Genomic DNA, 17812 nt, shown 5'->3' on the forward strand with positions numbered 1-17812 from the left:
ATATATCTACGTGGATATATCGATATCGCGCCGCGATCGCAATTTCATCGGGGCGAGCGTTGATGCGATTGCCGTGCACAGGGCGACGCGGGTCGCGGCGACCGCCAATGTCGCTCGGCCGTTTGGCGCGGCGCGGGTGCCGCGGAAATTTCAGAGGTGACAGGTGCTTGCCGCAATCTATGTCGCGGCAAGCGATTTCGTTTAAATCGGCAGCTGGTGCACTTAGCCGGCAAAGCCTTCAATGACGATCTTGCCCTTGGCAGCGCCGGTTTCGATGCGGCGATGCGCTTCGCGCAGGTTCGCCGCGTTGATCGGCGACAGCACCTCGGCAAGCGTCGTCTTCAGCCGTCCGGCATCGATCTCGTCGGCGACGAAGCTCAGCAGACGATGCTGTTCGATCATGTCGGGCGTCTGGTGCATCGGGCGGGCGAACATGAACTCCCAATGCAGGCTCGCCGCCTTGGTCTTCATGCCGGCCATCGGCATCGGCACGTCGGTGTTGTCGATCGAAACGATGCCGCCTTGCGGCCGGATCAGCTCGACAGCGTCGTCCCAGTGGCGCATGTCGTTGAAGATGGCGATGTGGTCGACATGGGGAAAGCCGAGCGCGCGGACCTGCGCGACCAGCGGTTCACGGTGGCTGACCACGTGGTCGGCGCCAAGTTCCTTGACCCAGGCGATGGTTTCCGGCCGCGAGGCGGTGGCGATGACGGTGAGGCCGGCGCGCTTTGCCAGCTGGATACCGATCGAGCCGACGCCGCCGGCGCCACCGACGATGAGGATCGACTGGCCGTGGTCGGCGCCGTCCCGGTCGATGCCGAGCCGGTCGAAGAAGGCCTCATAGGCGGTGATCGTCGTCAGCGGCAGGGCGGCCGCTTCCGCAAAGGACAGGCTCTTCGGCTTGCGCCCGACGATGCGCTCATCGACCAGTTGATACTGCTGGTTGGATCCCGATCGAGTCAGGTCGCCGGCGTAGTAGACGGCGTCGCCCGGCTGGAACAGCGTCACATCAGCACCGACGGCCTCGACCACGCCGCTTGCGTCCCAGCCGAGCACGCGCGGCGTTTCCTCGACCTTGTCCTTCGGCGCGCGCATTTTCACGTCGACGGGATTGACCGCGACGGCGCGGACCGCGACCAGGATATCATGCCCTTTGGGCTCCGGCTTCGGGAGCTCGACATCGAGGAAACTCTCCGGGTCGGAAACCGGGAGATAGCGGGTGAGGGCGACAGCTTTCATGAGTTGCTCCTTTGTGGGGTGAAGAGGTGTGATTGCCGCGGTCATGCCACGCGCTCGAGTGCCGGATAGCTAGAGTAGCCTTCGGCGCTGCCGCCGAAAAGCGTGGCCCCGTCGAAGCTTGCGAGCGGCAGCCCGTCTTTCAGTCGGCGCGGCAGGTCCGGATTGGCGATGAACGGGCGGCCGAAGGCGACGATGTCGGCAAGACCGGCGGCAAGGATCGCCTCGGCCTTCTCACGATCATAGCGGCCGGCGACGATGATGCGGCCGGAATAGGTGGCGCGTAGCTCGCGGCGGAAGTCGTCGGGGATGACGGGCGCATCGTCCCAGTCGGCTTCCACCAGATGGATATAGGCAAGACCGATGCGGTCGATTTCGTCCGCGGCCTTCAGGATCGTTGGGATGATCTCGTCGTCCTTCATATTGCGCTGGGTGATATAGGGCGACAGCCGGATGCCGACCCGGGAGGCGCCGATCTCGCCGGCGACCGCCTCGGCGACCTCAACCAGGAAGCGGATGCGGTTTTCGGCCGGGCCGCCATAGCGGTCGTCGCGCCGGTTGGACGAGCGGCGCAGGAACTGGTCGATCAGGTAGCCGTTGGCGCCATGGATCTCGACGCCGTCAAAACCGGCTTCGATGGCGTTGGCCGCCGCCTGGCGGAAATCTTCGACGATGCCGGCGATCTCGCTCAGCTCCAAGGCGCGCGGCAAGGGGCTGTCGACCATCGCGCCGATGCCGGTTTCTGGATCGGCCACCCAGACCTTTGCGTCCGGCGAAATCGCAGACGGTGCGACCGGGCGTCCGCCGTCGTGGAAACTCTCATGGCTCATGCGGCCGACATGCCAGAGTTGCAGCATGATGCGGCCTCCGGCCCGGTGTACGGCGTCGGTGACGAGCCGCCAGCCGGCGATCTGCGCGGGAGAGTGGATGCCGGGTGTAAACGAGTAGCCCTGGCCCTGCGCCGAGATCTGGGTGGCCTCGGTGACGATGAGGCCGGCCGAGGCGCGCTGGGCATAGTACTCGGCCATCAGGGCGTTGGGCACATTGCCCGGCTGGCTGCTTCGCGCCCGCGTCATCGGCGCAAGCGCGATGCGGTTGGGTAGGGTCAAGGACCCGAGCGGGATCGGAGAAAAGAGCGATGGCATGGTGAGATCCTTTGGGAGGGGCAGTCGCATAGCGGCAGGGCCAAGCGCGGGGAAGCACGTCAGTTGATCAGTGCGCCGCCTTCGATGTCGATGACCGAGCCGGTGACGAAGGGATTGTCGATGGCGAAGAGATAGCCGTTGGCGATATCTTCCGGTTGCCCGGCGCGGCCGGCAGGCAGTGTTGCAGCGGCGCGATCGAACATCGCGTCGCGCGCCTCGCCGGCCATGCCGGCATAGGCTTCCGTTCGCGTCAGGCCGGGGCTGACGACATTCACCCGCAGCGGTGCCAATTCCTTGGCCAGCACCTTGGCGGTTGCTTCGAGTGCCGCGTTCATCGCCGTCTTGACGAAGGTGCCCGGTACCGATCGGCGGGCGAGAAAGCCCGAGGTGAAGGTGATCGTACCGCCGGGCCGAATGCTCTTGCCCGCCTCGCGGGCAAGCAGGATCGAGCCCCAGTACTTGACGTCGAAGGCGGCCTTGGCTGCTTCGAGGTCGATATCGACGACGGTGCCGCCCGGCGCCGAGGAGCCAGCCGTGACGATCAGGTGATCGAACGGACCGAGTTGTTGGAAATAGGCGGCCACTGCCGCAGCATCGGCAAGATCGAGACCGGTGGCGCGGCTGGCGATCTCTACCCGGCCCGGGCGCTCGGCAAGCGCCTTGGCGACGGCGGCGCCGATACCGCTGGTGCCGCCGATGACGACGGAGACGGTGGTGTCATTGAAAGTCATGGTCATTCTCCGGAGGAAGGGTGCGGACGGGTTCACAAAAGACGGCTTCGAGCAGCGGTCCGCCGGGCGCGCGCAGGAACAGCCGCCGCTCGCCGATGTCGGCAAGGTCCATGGTCGAATAGGGAATGGCGAGCCGGTCGAGCTTGGCGCGGAAGGCGGCGTAGCCTTCGAACCGGAAGCCGACATGATCGATCGCTTCGGCCGCACGCTCGAAGCCCACGCCACGGCTGCCGATGAGGTGGACGATCGGCTTGCCTCCGGCATAGAGCCAGCAGCCGGGGATTCGGCGGATAGCTGCCGGACGCTCGCCGACGGTCAGGTCGAAGACCGTCTCGAAGAACGCGCGTGTGGCGTCGATATCGGTGGTGCGGATGGTGACGTGGTCGATGTGCATGGCGCGTCTCCTTTCGCCAGCAAATTTAGCGCTTGCGGCGCATCCGGATAATTGGCTTATTTCCAAAATTATATTTCGGGGAAAGCGAAAGATGCTGCTGGACAATCTGGCTCTGTTCCTTCTGATCGTCGAAAAGGGCGGGCTTTCCGCCGCCGGCCGCGAGAAGGGGTTGTCGCCAGCCTCCGTCTCCGAGCGGCTGGCAGCACTCGAGGCCCACTATGGCGCCGCACTTCTGAAACGCACGACGCGGGCGATCAGCCTGACGGAGGAGGGCCGCCTGCTGGTGGACGGCGCCCGCCGGCTGCTGGCGGAGGCCGACGAACTGGAGAGCGGCATCCGGTCGGGCACGCGCACGATCTCGGGGCCGATCCGGCTGAGCGCGCCTGAGGATATGGGGCGGCGCTACATCGTACCGATCCTCGATCGCTTTCTCGCGGAGCACCCCGATGTGACGGTGGATCTCAATCTCACCGACGGTTACCTCGACCTGGTCGGCCAGGGCATGGATTTCGCGATCCGGCACGGCGTGCTGGCCGACAGCACGCTGAGGTCTCGGTCGCTCGGGGAGAACCGGCGCGTCGTCTGTGCGGCGCCGTCCTATCTCGAAGCTATGGGTCGGCCGGAGCATCCCGACGATCTCTCCCGCCACGACTGCATCGTCATGCGCTTCGGCGCCAATCTCGACCGCGAATGGGCCTTTCAGGTGGATGGCAAGCCGCACAAGGTCATGGTGCGCGGGCGTCGCGTCGCCAATGACGGCGGACTGGTGGGGGCGTGGTGCAGGGCGGGGCGCGGCATCGCCCTGAAGTCGGTGTGGGACATCGCCGAGGACCTGGCCTCCGGCGCGCTGGTCGAGCTTCTCAAGGATTTTGCGGTCGGCGAAACCGGGTTGCAGATCGTCTATCCGCCGGCGAACGTCCAGCCACGCCGGGTGCGGCTGTTGATCGAGCGGATCGCTTCGGAACTCGGTTCGATCGAGACTGTCCTAACGCGCATTGGAGACGCATAGGGCCGGCGACACGTCCGCCCGTGGCCGCTGCCGACGTGGCCGTCGTGCAACAGTACCGCCCCCCGTTTTCCAATGCGGCATGCCAGCGCATTGCGGTCGCGCGCGGCTTCACTTATAAAACATGAGTAACACATTCAACATAAGCGGTGGCGCACGGCGCCACCGCTGGTTCCGGCGGCGGCCGCGCGGCTCCCGCGATGGAGAGGCAGATTGATGACCGATGCGATGGTGCAGGGGCTCCACGAACGGGAAGAGGGCAGGATACGCCGTTTCTTCAGCCGCCGCCTCAGAAGTCGCGAGGATGCCGTCGACGCCACGCAGGAAACGTTCATGCGCATGCTGGAGGCATCGCGCTCGACGCTGATCGAGAACCCGCAAGCCTATCTGTTCCAGGTCGCGCGCTCCGTCGCGCGGGTCGCTGCCGAGCGCACCGCGCGCGAGCAGGCGCTGTTCGTTGCCGACGAGGACGGCATGGAGCATGCCGAAGACAGGCCGATCCAGGATCGCATCGTCAACGCCCGCCAGTGCCTTTTGATCATGGCGCGCACCATCGAGGGGCTTCCGAACCGTTGCCAGCAGGTCTTCATCCTCAGCCGCCTGCACGGCCTCAGCAACGGCGCGATTGCCGATCAGCTCGGCATATCGAGAAACATGGTCGAAAAGCACATCATCCGGGCGCTGCTCGAATGCCGGAAAATGCGCGCCGAGATTATTTTCTGAGCCGACATCAGGCAAAACCATCCATTCAACTCTAAGATGATGGGAGCGATTCTTTGGGGCCGCCCGAAGGCATTTTCAGTTCGACCGGAAGACAGGAATGAGTGGCGATCGCCAGACAATCGATGACAGCGTTCTGCAAGCGGCTGCCGGCTGGGTTGCGCGAATGCAGTCCGAGGATGCGACCATTATCGACCGCCAGGCATTCGAGCGCTGGCTCGACGAGCATCCGGATCATCGGGCGGCCTACGAAGAACTGCGGGCATTGTGGAGCGATCTCGGCGAGGTACCGATCCCCGAAGGGCGGCTCGGGCAGTTGCGCGCACAGCGCCGCCGCCGCGTCGGTGGCTTTGTCGGGCTCTGTCTTGCCGCAGGCGTCGCGATCCTGTCGCTGGCGACGCCCTATGGCGACCGTTGGCGCGCCGACTACTACACCGGTGTCGGCGAGGTCAGGCGCATCGCGCTGGAGGACGGGACGCAGGTGGACCTCAACACCGACACGGCGCTCGTCGTCCGATATGATCAGGGGCAAAGAAAGGTGCGGCTGCTGCGCGGCGAGGCGTTCTTTGCCGTCGCAAAAAATCCGCAGAGGCCCTTCGTGGTCGAAGACGGCTCGATCAGCGCGACGGCGCTCGGAACCCGCTACTCGGTTGGCGCGACGGGGGCGGACCGAGCGGCCGACGTTAAAGTGGAGGAGGGCCGTGTCGAAGTCGAGGCGGCCGGGCAGAAAGCCATCCTCGGCGCCGGCGAAGCGGCAACGATCGACCGGCAGGGTCGCCTGTCCTTGACGAAGACGGATGTTGCCGCCGGGACGGCCTGGCGCGACGGAAAGCTTGTCTTCTCCCGTCGGCCGCTCCGTGAGGTCCTTTCGACGCTCGAGCGCTACCGCCGCGGCCGGATCCTGCTCATCGACGAGAAGGCCGGCGCGCTCGAAGTGTCGGGCATCTTCGATCTGCACGATACCGACGACGCACTGAGCGTTCTCGAAGCCAGTCTGCCGCTCCGTGTCTTGCGGCTCTCGGGCCTCATGGTCCTCGTCCAGTCGCGTTAGGTTGACGCCGGCGGCAAGGCGGTTTCGCGCCTTACAAGAATCTTTTCTGACAAAAATCGTCCGGTGACGTCAGGAGAACGCGCTCCCCACACTCTTAGTCAGCAGTGGCGGCGCTGCACCTGGTTCGAGGTGGCCCGCCCGGAGTTGGAGTAGGGGATCTCGGATGAGAATTTTGCAGGGTCGTGGATCGCGACGCCGGTCTTTTGCATGCTTGGCGCTCGCCAGTGTTTCTTTCATCGCCTGCGCGAGCGCAGTGCAGGCGCAGGCGACGGCGGCACCGTCCGCGATCACGGCGTCCAAAGCGATCTCCGTTCCCGCGGGCTCCCTTGAAACGGGCATTCTCAAGCTCGGCCGGCAGGCCGACCTGCGCCTGCTCTATCCGAGCGCGCTCACCAGCGGCAAGGTGACCAAGGGCGTTGAAGGCAGGCTCGCGACCGAGGCGGCGGTTGCGCAACTGCTCGACGGGACCGGGCTTCGCTTCCGCATCGTCAGCGCAACGACCGTGCAGATCTTCGATCCGGCGGACGCGACGATCACCACCGGCGCCGTCGTCAGGGATGGCGCAACGCAACTGGAAAAGATCACCGCGACCGGTGAGCGGACCGGCGCCGAAGGCATCGTCGAGACCGACGGCTACGTGGCGAAATCCGCTAGGATCGCCACCAAGACCGATACGCCGGTCATGCAGACGCCGCAGTCGATGTCGGTGATCAGCCAGAAACAGTTGCAGGACCTGAAGCCCCAGAACCTGATGGAGGCGCTGAATTATACGCCCGGCGCCCGCGTCGGCCAGTACGGCGCCGAGCCGCGCTTCGACGCCTTCAAGGTACGCGGCATCGACCTGACGCTGACCGGCATCTTCCGCGACGGCATGCGCCAGATCGCAAGCCCCAACGGCCTGTTCCGGCTGGAGCCCTATGGCGTCGAGGCAATCGCCACGTTGCGCGGCCCGGCCGCCTCCATCTACGGCGCCAGCTCGTCTGGCGGTATCGTCGATATCGTCTCGAAACGCCCGACCAGCGACCCGCTGCGCGAGGTCGAGGTGCAATACGGTTCCTTCGGTCGCGTGCAGGGCGCCTTTGACGTTTCCGGACCGCTCGACGACGAAGGCACCATGCTCTACCGCATGACCGGTCTTGCGCGCGACGGCCGCACCGAGATCGAGGCGGTGAAGGACGACCGCCTGTTCATCGCGCCCGCTTTCACCTGGCAGCCGGACGAGGGCACCAAGTTCACGCTGCTTGGCGAGTACATGGATTCGACCACCGGCGGCACCTGGGGCTACCTCAACCGCTACGGGCCGGACGGCAAGTCGATCGGCGCGATCCCGACCTATGGCGGCGACGCCCGCTTCAACGATTTCACCCAGAAGCAGGCGCGCATCGGCTACGAGCTGGAGCATGAGCTCACAGACAGCGTCACGCTCTTCCACAAGCTGCGCTACTCCGACATTTCGACGCGGCAGGAATGGGTGTTCGCCAAGTATCCGGGCCTGACCGTCGAGGACAACAGCGGCCTTGCCAGCGACACCTATCTGAAGTTCGACTTCGACACGGGTGCCGCCGCGCACCAGCTGATCGCCGGCATCGACTACAGCTACATGAAGTATACATCGCAGCAGGGCAGCGGGCCGGATCTCTTCACCGACGACTTCACCTATGTGCCGAAGCTGACTTCGACCCAGAAGCAGTCGCAAAGCGGCATCGGCATCTACATCCAGGACCAGATCGAGTATGAGGCCTGGCGCCTGACGGCGGGCCTGCGCCACGACTGGGTGGACAACAAATATTCCGTCGACGGAAGGCGCTTCAACCGCGACGACAGCGAGACGACCGCGCGCGCTGCCCTTGGCTACGTGCTGCCGAACGGCATGATGCCCTATGTCAGCTACGGCACGGCCTTCGTTTCCAACCCGGGCGTGATCCTCAATCTCGGCGGCACCGATACGCCGGCGATGCCGACGCTCGGCAAGCAATGGGAGGCCGGCGTCAAGTACGAGATCCCCGGCCAGAACGCGACGATTACGGCCGCGGTCTTCAACATCGACCAGGAAAACGCCACCGTCTACGAGACGTCATCGGGTCTCAACCTCCTGCGCCAGCTCGATCTGAAGTCACGCGGATTCGAGCTCGAGGGCACGGCCTCGCTCGACAACGGCTGGAACTTCATCGCGTCCTACTCCTACAACGACGTCGAAATCACCAAGCTGACGTCGGAAACGCTCGGCAACCAGCTGAACTCCTCGCCCTACCACATGTTCTCGCTGTGGGCGGACTACGAGGTGCAGTCCGGACCGCTCGAAGGGCTCGGGGTCGGCGCTGGCGTGCGCTATGTCGGCTCGAGCTTCGGCGACAACGTCCACACGCCGGTTCTCAACAACCCGGCGCGCACCTTTGTCGATGCTTCGGTGCGCTACGATCTTGGCGCTGCCAATCCGAACTTCGAGGGCGTGCGGCTTCAGCTCAATGCGACCAACCTCTTCAACGAAGTCGAGCAGCTTTGCACAACGGGCTTCTGCTACTTCGACGAAGGCCGCAAGGTGGTCGCCAGCCTGCGTTACCGCTTCTGATGGCGTCGGAAAAGGCAGTCCAGCCAAGGCCGTCGCCCGCCGCGATCTTCTTCGCGGTCGGTGGGCTCTATGTCGCGCAGAGCGTGATCGGCGGGCTGACGATGCTCGGCCTGCCGGCGGTCTTGCGGACGCAGGGCCTCCCGCTCGACCAGATCGGCCTCGTCTATCTGACGGTGCTGCCCTGGGCGCTGAAGTTCCTCTGGTCGCCGCAGGTGGAGCGTTTCCGCCTGCCGGTGGTCGGTCGCAACCGCTCGGCGGTCATCATTGTCGTCGGCGGCACGCTGTCGGCGCTGATGCTTACGGTTCTCGGGTTCATCGGCCCGGAGCGGCTCTTCCCCGTTCTCGCCTGCCTCGTGTTCATCGCGCTCTTCACCTCGACCGTCGACATCGCCTGCGACGGTTTTGCGGTCGAGACGCTCGCCGAAGAGCATCACGGTTGGGGCAATGCCGCCCAGGTCGGCGGCTCCTATGTCGGCTCGGCGATCGGTGCCGGCCTGTTCCTCGTGCTCGTCGATCGGCTCGGCTGGGCCCCGGCGGTGTGGATCATGGCCGCCGTCGTGCTGGGGCTCGGTCTGCCTTTCCTGCTCGGGCCCGGTTCGCGCCCGACGAACGAGGCGCGCAGCCACACTCCGTCGCTCAAGGCTGCGCTCGCCCGGCCGGAGGTGCGCAAAGGCCTTCTGCTCGCAGCGATCTATGTGTCCGCGCAGAAATGGGGCCTTGCCATGCTCGGCCCTTTCCTGATCGACTACGGGTTCGACCTCGCCTCTGTCGGTATGCTCAATGGTGTCGGCAGCATGCTCGTCGGCTTCGGTGGGGCCTTGTTCGGCGGTCTGCTCGTGCGCCTGTGCGGTGCCGGTGCCGTGCTGATCGGCGCGCTGCTCCTGCAGGTGACGATGCTGGTCGCGTTCGCCTATGTCGGCGCCTCCGGCGATGTCTCGCGACCGCTGGTGATGACGCTTGCGGTCGCCAGTTCCTCCGGCGTCATGGCGATCGGCTTCGTCGCGCTCTATGCACAGTTCATGGGCTGGGCCGATCCGCGCCAGGCGGGCGTCGATTTCACTCTGTTCCAATGCATGGACAGCCTTGTCAGCATGGCCGGGGGCTTGGGCGCCGGCTGGATCGCCGAACGGTTCGGCTATTCCGCCTTCTTTATTTGCGCGGCAGGGGTTTCAACGGTTGCGGTGCCGTTGCTGGCGTTCCTCGTGCGGCCGCCGATGCGGCCGACGCGCAGCGCGCCTTGCCCTGACGCCGGCGCTCCCTGATGTACACGGGCAAGGGACCGGTCAGGGCGCGGATGCACGTGCTGGCCGGTTGCGGAACTGTCGGCGATAGCTGGCTGGCGAGATGGAGAGGGCGCGGGTGAAATGCTGGCGGAAGGAGACGGTGGAGCCAAAACCCGCCATCTGCGCTACGTGATCGACCGAACAGGAGCCGGTCTCCAGCAGGCGCTGCGCCACCGCCAACCGCTGCGCCAGAACCCATTGCGTGAACGTCGTTCCCGTCTTCTTGCGGAAATGTCGGGTGAAGCTGCGGAGACTCATGCCGGCGTGATCGGCCAGCCGTTCGAGCGACAGTGGCTCGTCGAGATGTTCGATCGCCCAGGTAATCGTCGCTGAGAGCGGGTCGCCGCTGCCGGGGGCAGGGAGCGGCGCTTCGATATATTGCGCCTGGTCGCCGTGACGATGAGGTGCGACGACCAGCCGGCGGGCGATGCGGTTGGCGATCTCGGCGCCGTGGTCGCTGCGCACGATGTGCAGGCAGCAGTCGATCGCCGCGGCCGTTCCGGCGGACGTCAGGATATCGCCCTCGTCGAGATAGAGCGCGTTCCGGTTCAGCGCGACCTGCGGGTAGGCGCGCTCGAATTCGTCCGCCCAGGCCCAGTGCGTCGAGGCCGCCCGGCCGTCGAGCAGCCCGGCTTCGGCGAGCACGAAGGTGCCGAGGCAGAGGCCGACGAGCCGGGCGCCACGCGCGTGGGCGTCGCGCAGGGCCCCAAGCAGGCTTTCCGACGGACGGCTGCCCGCATCGTTCCAGGCCGGCACGATGATCGTGTCCGCTTCCGTCAGGCTCGCGAGATCGTGCTCCACCTCGATGCTGAAACCGGACATGGTGCGAACGGTACCCGTCTTTTCTCCGGCAACCACAAGCCGGTAACGTGGCGCGCCGAGCTTCAACAGGTCGTCGCCGAAGACGATGCAGGGCACCGAGAGGTGAAAGGGGCTGATGCCCTCGAAGGCGACGATGGCGACGGTGTGCATGTGCTGGCCGATACTCAAGCAATGAAGTTGGCCGGAACCTATCACATATTGTCATTCAGGCCACTTTCGTGATGAGGCCGCTTTGACGATCTTCGCGGGCGTCGAAACGCGAAAGGAACCTCCGATGACACAACACCCGACCATCCGTACGATTGCCGGTGCCGCTGCCCCCGCCAGCCTCGATCCCAGGAAGACGGCGCTGCTGGCGATCGACTTCCAGAACGAATATTTTGGCGGCCGCATGCCGATCCCCGATGGCGAAAAGGCGCTCGCCAATGCCAAGCGGTTGATACAGCGCGCCGATTCCGATGGGATGAAGGTCTATCACGTCAAGCATGTCACGCCGGCTGGCAGCCCGGTGTTTGCCGAGGACAGCGAGACTTCGGCGTTTCACCGGGACATTCAGCCCGCCGCCAACCATTCGGTGGTGCGCAAATCCTCCGTCAGCGTCTTTGCCAGCACGGATCTCGGCACCCAGTTGAGGCAGGCTGGCGTCGATACGCTCGTCATGTCAGGGCTGATGACCCATGCCTGCGTTGCCGGTGCAGCGCGCGATGCCGTGCCGCTCGGCTTCAACGTCATCGTCGCTTCGGATGCCTGCGCCACACGCGATCTCGATACGGGGGAAGGTGACGTCGTTCCGCATGCGCTGCTGCATCGCGCATCGTTGGCGACGATCGATGACACCTTCGGCGATATCCTGACGACCGATCAGGTGCTGGCGCTGGCGCGCCGGTCCTGATTGAGCAGCGCAACCGGGCCTGTCTGGAGCGCGCTCTTCTGAGACGTCGCATTCGGACAGAACGGGTCGCCCGACCTTGCTAGGCGGAACCGCGCAGCATGATCTCGGCGCTCAAGAGAATGCGCTCGTCCTCGGGGAAGGCGCCGCCGTCGTCGGTGGTTTCCCCGAGCTTGAACAAAAGCAGTTCGATCGCCAGACGACCGATCTCGTTGTAGTTCTGCGCCACCGTCGTCAGCGGCGGGCAGGTGTAGCGCGACAGCGGATGGTCGTCGTGGCCGGCGACGCGCAGATCCGCATCGGCATCGCGTCCGACCTTGAGACCCGACTGGAAGGCGGCGGCAATGACGCCGAAGGCGACGCGGTCGTTGGCGCAAAGCACCGTCCTGGTTGGAAAGCCGCCGGAGCCGAGGATGCGCAGCGTCTCGTCGAAGCCGAATTTTTCGAAATCCCAGGCGGCATTCGGCGTGGTTTCGACCAGTGCCGGCTCCATCTTCAGCTGCTGCATCGCTTCCAGATAGGCGTCGCGCCGGGCCATCGCGTTGTTGTTGACCGGCGGCATGCCGAAGTAGCAGGGCGGGCTGCCGGAGCGGCAAAGATAGTCGACCATCAGACGGAAGCTCTGGCGGTTGTCGGTGCCGACGAAGGACGAGCTGTCGTCGAGTGGCGAGTCCACATAGATCAGCGGAATGCTGGCGCCGAGCGCCGTCAGCGTCCGGTGATGCGACTGCACGCCGAGCGGCGCGATGATGGCGCCGGCGACGTTCATCGACTTGAAGGTCTCGATCGCCCGCTCTTCCATTTCCGGCCGCCCGTCGGAGGAGAGCACGAAGGCAAGGAACCCTGCCTGGTTGGCGATGTGTTCGATCCGGCGCGTCAGCGCCATGTAAAAGGGATCGGTCGAGTTCGGGACGATGACGCCGAGGATATTGGTGCGGCGGCGGTTCAGGTTGACGGCGAAGATGTTCGGGCGAAAACCCGACTGCTTGATCGCAGCCTCGATGGCATCGCGGGTCTTCTTGCGGACCGAGCCTGGATCATTGAAGTATTTCGAGACCGTCGGGCGCGACAAGCCGACGAACTCCGAAAAATCCTCCATGGTCTTGATCTGTCTGTCCACGGTAGCTGTGCCCCATATTGTTTTGATTTCGTTTATAGGTTCATTTCGAGGGGATAGGCAGTACCGGCTCGCAAATATTCACCGAACAGAGGGCCGGGCGCTAAGCGCGGCAGGCCCTGAAGTAATCCTCGAGAACCCGATCGACGGCAGCAAGTGCCAGCGGTTTTGCTTGAGCCGCGACTTCACCGTCGCGCACGCGCTCGTAATTGCCGGGGAGATACTGGCTGATCAGCGTTTCCGCGATGACGACGCCGTCAAGCAGTGCCAGAAGTTCTTCGACGGCTGCCGCGACCTTCGGATGCGGCCAGTAATAGCGGATGCGGTCGCTATAGGAGAAGTGCCGCTGCAGCCGCTGGGCCTCCGCCGAGCCGTGGTAATACTTGCCCCAGTTGGCCGGCTCCTCGCGCATCACTTCCTCGGTGACGGCCGCCAGCGTCTGCTTGCGCGCCTCGGGGAAAAGGAAGGCGGCGATCTGGTCGAGGCCGTAGAGTGCCTCGCGCAAAGCGAAGGTCAGGCCCGGGCCGACCTTGAGAATGGCAAAGCCGTCGGAAACGAGATCGCGCAGCGCCTCTGGTGTCTGGTAGTCGGTCGAATGCGCTTCGAAGACGACGCCGTCGAGCTGTTTCAGGGTGGCGCTAAGCTTCGCCGCTTTCGCCCGGTCATAGGCGATCACGTTCTCGTTGCCGAACTCGACGCCCGGCTGGACCACCGCGCCCACGACACGTCCGAAGGCGTCGGCAGCGCCGGCCTTTTCAAACGCCTGGCGATGAATGGAGACAGTCTCGACCGCCGCCTCGGGTGCGGTGACTTCCAGCGTGTCGAGCTCTTCCAGTGCGCCGCCCGGAACCGGCACTTCGGTGCCGATGATGTAGACGGGAGCGGCGTGGTTTTCGCCGCGAATAGCGGCTTCGGCGGCAGCCGCCAGCCGCGCGGCGCGCTCCGCCGTCACCGCATCGGGCAGAGCCACCGGCTCGCCGGCGCAGCCCATGCTGGTATCGAGATGCAGCTTGGTGAAGCCGGCCTTGGCATAGGCTTCGATCATCGTCTCGGCCTTGGCCATGGCCTCTTCGGCCGCAAGGTGTTTCCACGGGTTGGGGCCGAGATGGTCGCCGCCAAGAATGATCTTGTCCTTCGGGAAGGCGACACGATCGGCGATCCCGGCGACGAAGCGGGTGAAATCGGCGGGCGTCATGCCGGTATAGCCGCCGTCCTGGTTGACCTGGTTGCAGGTCGCCTCGATCAAAAGCGCGGCATCTTCCTTCAGCGCCCGAAGCATGGCGGCTTCGATCACCAGCGGGTGGGCCGAGCAGACGGAGGGTATGCCGCGGGGGCCGGGGCGTTCGGACCAGCGGGCGATGTCGATCAGAAGGTTCTGTTGCATGGCGGTCAGCCCTTTTTCGCGGTGATGAAGGTTTCGAGATCGGCGCGCGTCGATGCGCCTTCCATCGGGCCGGAAATCATGACGGCGCGCGCGCCCGAGGCATTGGCGAATTCCAGTGCTTCAGCGGGCTTGGCTCCGTTCAGCCAGAAGGTGACGAAGGTCGCGCCGAAGCAGTCGCCGGCGCCGGTCGGGTCGATTTCCTCGACCGCAAAACCCGGATGCGAGAGCGTCGTTTCACGATCGAAATAGCTGGCGCCTTCGGCGCCGCGCTTGACGACGACCACCTTGATGCCGGTGGCGAGCAGCTCGGCAATGGCTTCCGCTTCGGTCTTTGCCTGCGTGAACAGGAAGAGTTCCTGTCCGCTCGGCAGGAAGACGTCGGTCTTGGCGAGCACCGCCTGCAGCGCCTCGCGCATGCCGGGACTGTCGAGGATTTCCGGCCGCAGGTTCGGGTCGAAGGAGACGGTGCCGCCGGCTGATTTGATGATCTCGATCGCGGCGATGATGCTCTCGACCACGCTTGGAGCGTAGAGCGACGAGCCCATCACGTGCAGGTGGCTGCAAGTTCCGACCAGCGCCCGGGTCGCCTCGTCGAGCCGGATCGTGCCGCAGGCACTGTGGCGGATGTTGAAGACGAAGGCGCGGCTGCCGTCGGCGCGGTAGCGCACGAAGGCGCTGCCAGTGGTGCCGAGCGGATCGACCGCGATACCCGAGATGTCGACGCCATCGGCCTTGAGCCGATCAAGGTTGACGTGGCCGAAATCGTCGTTGCCGACGCGCGAGATCATTGCCGCTGCCTGGCCGAGCTTGCCGACCTGGTCAATGAAGATCGCCGGCGCACCCGAGGGGTAGGGGCCGATCAAAGGGGTCGCCTGGCGAAAGCCGTCGCCCTTTTCCGTGGCGATGATCTCCACGAGAATTTCGCCGATCGTCAGTATCTTGTGCATGGGTATGTTCTCTTCGGAAAGATCAGCGCTTTGCCTGCTTGGCGCGTACGTCGAGCCAGACGGCGATCAGGATCACCAGGCCCTTGACGATGAGCTGGTAGAAGTAGGGGACCGACAGCATGTTCATGCCGTTGTTCATGACGCCGATGATGAGCGCGCCGATCAGCGTGCCGACCATGGTGCCGACGCCGCCGGCGAGCGAGGTGCCGCCGAGGACTGCCGCCGCGATCGCGTCGAGCTCGTAGCTCATGCCGGCATTGGTCTGGGCGGAGAACAGGCGGGAGGAGAGAAGCACGCCGCTGATCGCCGCCATCACGCCCGAGATCATGAAGATGGTGATCTTCAGCCGGTCGACCTTGATGCCGGAATAGACCGCTGCCTCGCGATTGCCGCCCGTCAGATAGGCGCGGCGGCCGAAGCTCGTCTTGCTCAAAAGGATGTGGTTGACGAGGAAGAGCACGGCGACGACCCAGATGATGATCGGCAGGCCGAGGAAGCTTTCGGTACCGATGGCGGTCCAGGTCGAGTTCTCGATCATCGCCGGCGCGCCGTTGGTCGGCAGGCTGACCATGCCGCGGTAGATGCCCATGGTCGCGACGGTGACGATGAAGGAGGGAAGCAGCAGTTTTGCCGTCAGCACGCCGTTCAGCATGCCCATCAGGGCGCCGGCAAGAAGCGTGACGACGAGCGCCGGCGCGAAGCCGAGACCGAAGGCGAAACATTGCGCCCCGACCATGCCCGCAACCGCGATGATCGAGCCGACCGAAAGGTCGATCTCGCCGAGCAGGATCACCCAGGTCATGCCGAAGGCGGCGATCGCCACCACGGCCACCTGCTGCAGGATGTTCATGAAGTTGACGACCGACATGAAGCGCGGGTTGAGGAAGGAGAAGATGACGCAGAGCATCACCAACGACAAAAGGATGCCGCCATACTGTTTCAGGGCGCGCAGGAAGGCGGCCTGGAGTTCGGATTGCTGCGTCATGATTTAAATCCCGTTGCGTGCGCCATGATCGTTTCCGGGTTGAGTTCGGCGCCGGAAAGCGTTGCGCCGATGACGCCCTCGTGCATGACGACGACGCGGTCGCTCATTCCCAGCACTTCCGGCAGCTCGGAGGAGATCAGCAGGATCGCCGTTCCCTCGGCCGCCAGCTGGCGGATGATCTTGTAGATTTCGAACTTGGCGCCGACATCGACGCCGCGAGTGGGCTCGTCGAGGATCAGCACCTTGGGCCGGGTCAGCAGCCACTTGGCGAGCACGATCTTCTGCTGGTTGCCGCCGCTGAGCGAACCCGAGGGCGTGTCGAGCGAATGGGTCTTGATCGCCAGCCGGCCGACTTCCTGGGCTGCCGCCGTGCGTTCGGCGCGGCTGCGGGTGAAGCCGAGCGGGCCGGTGAAATCGGAGAGCGCCGCCATCGAGATGTTCCAGCCGACGCTGTGGCTGAGGACCAGGCCCTCTTCCTTGCGGTTTTCGGTGACGAAGCCGATGCCGCGGGCGATTGCCTCTGCCGGCGAGCGGAAGCGGACCGGTTTCCCCTCGAAGTGCACAGTTCCGGTCGCAGCCTTCATGCCAAAGAGCGCGTTCATCACCTCGGAGCGGCCGGAGCCGACGAGGCCGAAGAAGCCGAGGATTTCACCGGGCCGGATGTCAAAGGAGATGTTCTCGAACTCGCCGTCGCGGGTGAGGTCGTCGACGGAGAGAACCGGCGTGGCATCCGGCTTCTGCTCGTGTGCCGCTGGCGGATAAATTTCGTCCATGCGGCGGCCGACCATCAGCGCGATCAGCGTCTCGATGGTGACGTCGTCGCGATCATGGGTGGAGACATATTCACCGTCGCGGATGACCGTGATGTCGTCGCTGAGCCGCATGATCTCTTCCATGCGGTGCGAGATGTAGATGACCGCGACGCCACGGCTCTTCAGCCGCGCGATGATGTCGAAGAGGATCTCGGCTTCGCTGTCGCTGAGCGACGACGTCGGCTCGTCGAGAATGACGACTTTGGCCTCGTGGCTTAAGCCCTTGGCGATCTCGACCAGCTGGCGCTGGGCAATCGAGAGATTGCCGACCTTCTCGCTGACGTCGATCGGCAGGCCGAGATCGGCGACGATCGCGCGGGCCCTGGCGACCAGTTCCTTGTCGTTGATGAAGCCGAAGCGGCGTGGCTCGCGGGTGGCGAGAATGTTTTCGGCCACCGTCAGATTGCTGCAGAGGCTGAGTTCCTGGAAGACGATGGCAAGACCGAGTGCGGCGGCATCCTGCGGATTGCGCGGCTGGTAGGGGCGCCCATCGAGGGCGATTTCCCCCGAGGTCGCCTCGTGAACCCCTGCGAGGATCTTCATCAGCGTCGATTTGCCGGCGCCGTTTTCGCCGAGCAGCGTGTGCACCCGGCCGCGGCGAACCTTGAGGCGCATGCCCTTCAGCGCCGCGACCTGGCCGAAGGATTTGGTGACGTTGTCGATTTCGAGAATGGTATCGCTGGTCGAACCAAACATGGCGGCCTCCTTCAGGTCAGCCGAG

At 64.9% G+C, this 17812-nt stretch carries 16 protein-coding genes; 6 read left to right on the forward strand and 10 right to left on the reverse strand.

Annotated elements, in window-relative coordinates:
- Positions 1–222 precede the first annotated feature (222 nt).
- The 4 genes from IB262_RS24410 to IB262_RS24425 are packed head-to-tail and all read right to left on the reverse strand — an operon-like array spanning position 223 to position 3506.
- The gene (locus tag IB262_RS24410; protein WP_060644600.1) at positions 223–1239 is read right to left on the reverse strand and encodes a zinc-binding alcohol dehydrogenase family protein; all 1017 of its coding nucleotides are present in this window, start codon (positions 1237–1239) and stop codon (positions 223–225) included.
- A 41-nt stretch (positions 1240–1280) separates the two neighbouring features.
- A complete protein-coding gene (locus IB262_RS24415) occupies positions 1281–2381 on the reverse strand; it encodes an alkene reductase (protein ID WP_110818819.1) in 1101 nt (366 codons plus the stop codon).
- Between the two features lie 59 nt (positions 2382–2440).
- The gene (locus IB262_RS24420; RefSeq protein ID WP_110818818.1) at positions 2441–3112 is read right to left on the reverse strand and encodes an SDR family oxidoreductase; all 672 of its coding nucleotides are present in this window, start codon (positions 3110–3112) and stop codon (positions 2441–2443) included.
- The gene (locus tag IB262_RS24425; RefSeq protein WP_112771376.1) at positions 3099–3506 is read right to left on the reverse strand and encodes a glyoxalase; all 408 of its coding nucleotides are present in this window, start codon (positions 3504–3506) and stop codon (positions 3099–3101) included. Before IB262_RS24425 ends, IB262_RS24420 begins: the two co-directional genes overlap by 14 nt.
- 91 nt (positions 3507–3597) lie before the next feature.
- Here IB262_RS24425 and IB262_RS24430 point away from each other — a divergent pair, with 91 nt between their 5' ends.
- The 5 genes from IB262_RS24430 to IB262_RS24450 all read left to right on the forward strand — a co-directional run bounded on the left by IB262_RS24430 (position 3598) and on the right by IB262_RS24450 (position 10114).
- Positions 3598–4515 carry a LysR family transcriptional regulator gene (locus IB262_RS24430; protein ID WP_110818816.1) on the forward strand — a complete coding sequence of 306 codons (918 nt, stop codon included), beginning with the start codon at positions 3598–3600 and terminating at the stop codon, positions 4513–4515.
- 213 nt (positions 4516–4728) lie between these two features.
- Complete coding sequence (locus IB262_RS24435; protein ID WP_060530397.1) at positions 4729–5235, forward strand: sigma-70 family RNA polymerase sigma factor; 507 nt, start codon at positions 4729–4731, stop codon at positions 5233–5235.
- Between the two features lie 97 nt (positions 5236–5332).
- On the forward strand, positions 5333–6283 hold the full coding sequence (locus tag IB262_RS24440) for a FecR family protein (RefSeq protein ID WP_110818815.1): 951 nt from the start codon (positions 5333–5335) through the stop codon (positions 6281–6283).
- Positions 6284–6620: 337 nt separating this feature from the next.
- The gene (locus IB262_RS24445; RefSeq protein WP_348646931.1) at positions 6621–8852 is read left to right on the forward strand and encodes a TonB-dependent siderophore receptor; all 2232 of its coding nucleotides are present in this window, start codon (positions 6621–6623) and stop codon (positions 8850–8852) included.
- Positions 8852–10114, forward strand: a complete 1263-nt coding sequence (locus IB262_RS24450) for an MFS transporter (protein ID WP_060581062.1) — start codon at positions 8852–8854, stop codon at positions 10112–10114. Before IB262_RS24445 ends, IB262_RS24450 begins: the two co-directional genes overlap by 1 nt.
- A gap of 21 nt (positions 10115–10135) precedes the next feature.
- On the opposite strand, the gene IB262_RS24455 is transcribed toward IB262_RS24450, so the two are convergent.
- The gene (locus tag IB262_RS24455; RefSeq protein ID WP_110818813.1) at positions 10136–11107 is read right to left on the reverse strand and encodes a helix-turn-helix domain-containing protein; all 972 of its coding nucleotides are present in this window, start codon (positions 11105–11107) and stop codon (positions 10136–10138) included.
- 124 nt (positions 11108–11231) lie between these two features.
- Here IB262_RS24455 and IB262_RS24460 point away from each other — a divergent pair, with 124 nt between their 5' ends.
- Complete coding sequence (locus IB262_RS24460; protein ID WP_060581082.1) at positions 11232–11849, forward strand: isochorismatase family protein; 618 nt, start codon at positions 11232–11234, stop codon at positions 11847–11849.
- Positions 11850–11928: 79 nt separating this feature from the next.
- Here IB262_RS24460 and IB262_RS24465 read toward each other — a convergent pair whose 3' ends face one another.
- The 5 genes from IB262_RS24465 to IB262_RS24485 all read right to left on the reverse strand — a co-directional run bounded on the left by IB262_RS24465 (position 11929) and on the right by IB262_RS24485 (position 17787).
- On the reverse strand, positions 11929–12945 hold the full coding sequence (locus IB262_RS24465; RefSeq protein WP_034805926.1) for a LacI family DNA-binding transcriptional regulator: 1017 nt from the start codon (positions 12943–12945) through the stop codon (positions 11929–11931).
- A 121-nt stretch (positions 12946–13066) separates the two neighbouring features.
- Positions 13067–14347: a D-tagatose-bisphosphate aldolase, class II, non-catalytic subunit gene (locus IB262_RS24470; protein WP_110818812.1), complete on the reverse strand. Its 1281-nt coding sequence runs from the start codon at positions 14345–14347 to the stop codon at positions 13067–13069.
- Between the two features lie 5 nt (positions 14348–14352).
- Entirely contained in the window at positions 14353–15294 is a 942-nt protein-coding gene (locus IB262_RS24475; protein ID WP_060601765.1) for a sugar kinase, read from the reverse strand.
- A gap of 22 nt (positions 15295–15316) precedes the next feature.
- A complete protein-coding gene (locus tag IB262_RS24480) occupies positions 15317–16279 on the reverse strand; it encodes an ABC transporter permease (protein ID WP_060601762.1) in 963 nt (320 codons plus the stop codon).
- Complete coding sequence (locus IB262_RS24485; protein ID WP_060601759.1) at positions 16276–17787, reverse strand: sugar ABC transporter ATP-binding protein; 1512 nt, start codon at positions 17785–17787, stop codon at positions 16276–16278. Before IB262_RS24485 ends, IB262_RS24480 begins: the two co-directional genes overlap by 4 nt.
- Positions 17788–17812: the final 25 nt, after the last annotated feature.

This window comes from Ensifer sp. ENS02 (genome assembly GCF_014851885.1).
Taxonomy (GTDB): Bacteria; Pseudomonadota; Alphaproteobacteria; order Rhizobiales; family Rhizobiaceae; genus Ensifer; species Ensifer adhaerens.

Excerpts from the sequence above, each read along its gene's own strand:
- IB262_RS24410 (WP_060644600.1), bottom strand. The coding sequence starts at position 1,239 with ATGAAAGCTGTCGCCCTCACCCGCTATCTCCCGGTTTCCGACCCGGAG.
- IB262_RS24415 (WP_110818819.1), bottom strand. The coding sequence starts at position 2,381 with ATGCCATCGCTCTTTTCTCCGATCCCGCTCGGGTCCTTGACCCTACCC.
- IB262_RS24420 (WP_110818818.1), bottom strand. The coding sequence starts at position 3,112 with ATGACTTTCAATGACACCACCGTCTCCGTCGTCATCGGCGGCACCAGC.
- IB262_RS24425 (WP_112771376.1), bottom strand. The coding sequence starts at position 3,506 with ATGCACATCGACCACGTCACCATCCGCACCACCGATATCGACGCCACA.
- IB262_RS24430 (WP_110818816.1), top strand. The coding sequence starts at position 3,598 with ATGCTGCTGGACAATCTGGCTCTGTTCCTTCTGATCGTCGAAAAGGGC.
- IB262_RS24435 (WP_060530397.1), top strand. The coding sequence starts at position 4,729 with ATGACCGATGCGATGGTGCAGGGGCTCCACGAACGGGAAGAGGGCAGG.
- IB262_RS24440 (WP_110818815.1), top strand. The coding sequence starts at position 5,333 with ATGAGTGGCGATCGCCAGACAATCGATGACAGCGTTCTGCAAGCGGCT.
- IB262_RS24450 (WP_060581062.1), top strand. The coding sequence starts at position 8,852 with ATGGCGTCGGAAAAGGCAGTCCAGCCAAGGCCGTCGCCCGCCGCGATC.
- IB262_RS24455 (WP_110818813.1), bottom strand. The coding sequence starts at position 11,107 with ATGCACACCGTCGCCATCGTCGCCTTCGAGGGCATCAGCCCCTTTCAC.
- IB262_RS24460 (WP_060581082.1), top strand. The coding sequence starts at position 11,232 with ATGACACAACACCCGACCATCCGTACGATTGCCGGTGCCGCTGCCCCC.
- IB262_RS24465 (WP_034805926.1), bottom strand. The coding sequence starts at position 12,945 with ATGGAGGATTTTTCGGAGTTCGTCGGCTTGTCGCGCCCGACGGTCTCG.
- IB262_RS24470 (WP_110818812.1), bottom strand. The coding sequence starts at position 14,347 with ATGCAACAGAACCTTCTGATCGACATCGCCCGCTGGTCCGAACGCCCC.
- IB262_RS24475 (WP_060601765.1), bottom strand. The coding sequence starts at position 15,294 with ATGCACAAGATACTGACGATCGGCGAAATTCTCGTGGAGATCATCGCC.
- IB262_RS24480 (WP_060601762.1), bottom strand. The coding sequence starts at position 16,279 with ATGACGCAGCAATCCGAACTCCAGGCCGCCTTCCTGCGCGCCCTGAAA.
- IB262_RS24485 (WP_060601759.1), bottom strand. The coding sequence starts at position 17,787 with ATGTTTGGTTCGACCAGCGATACCATTCTCGAAATCGACAACGTCACC.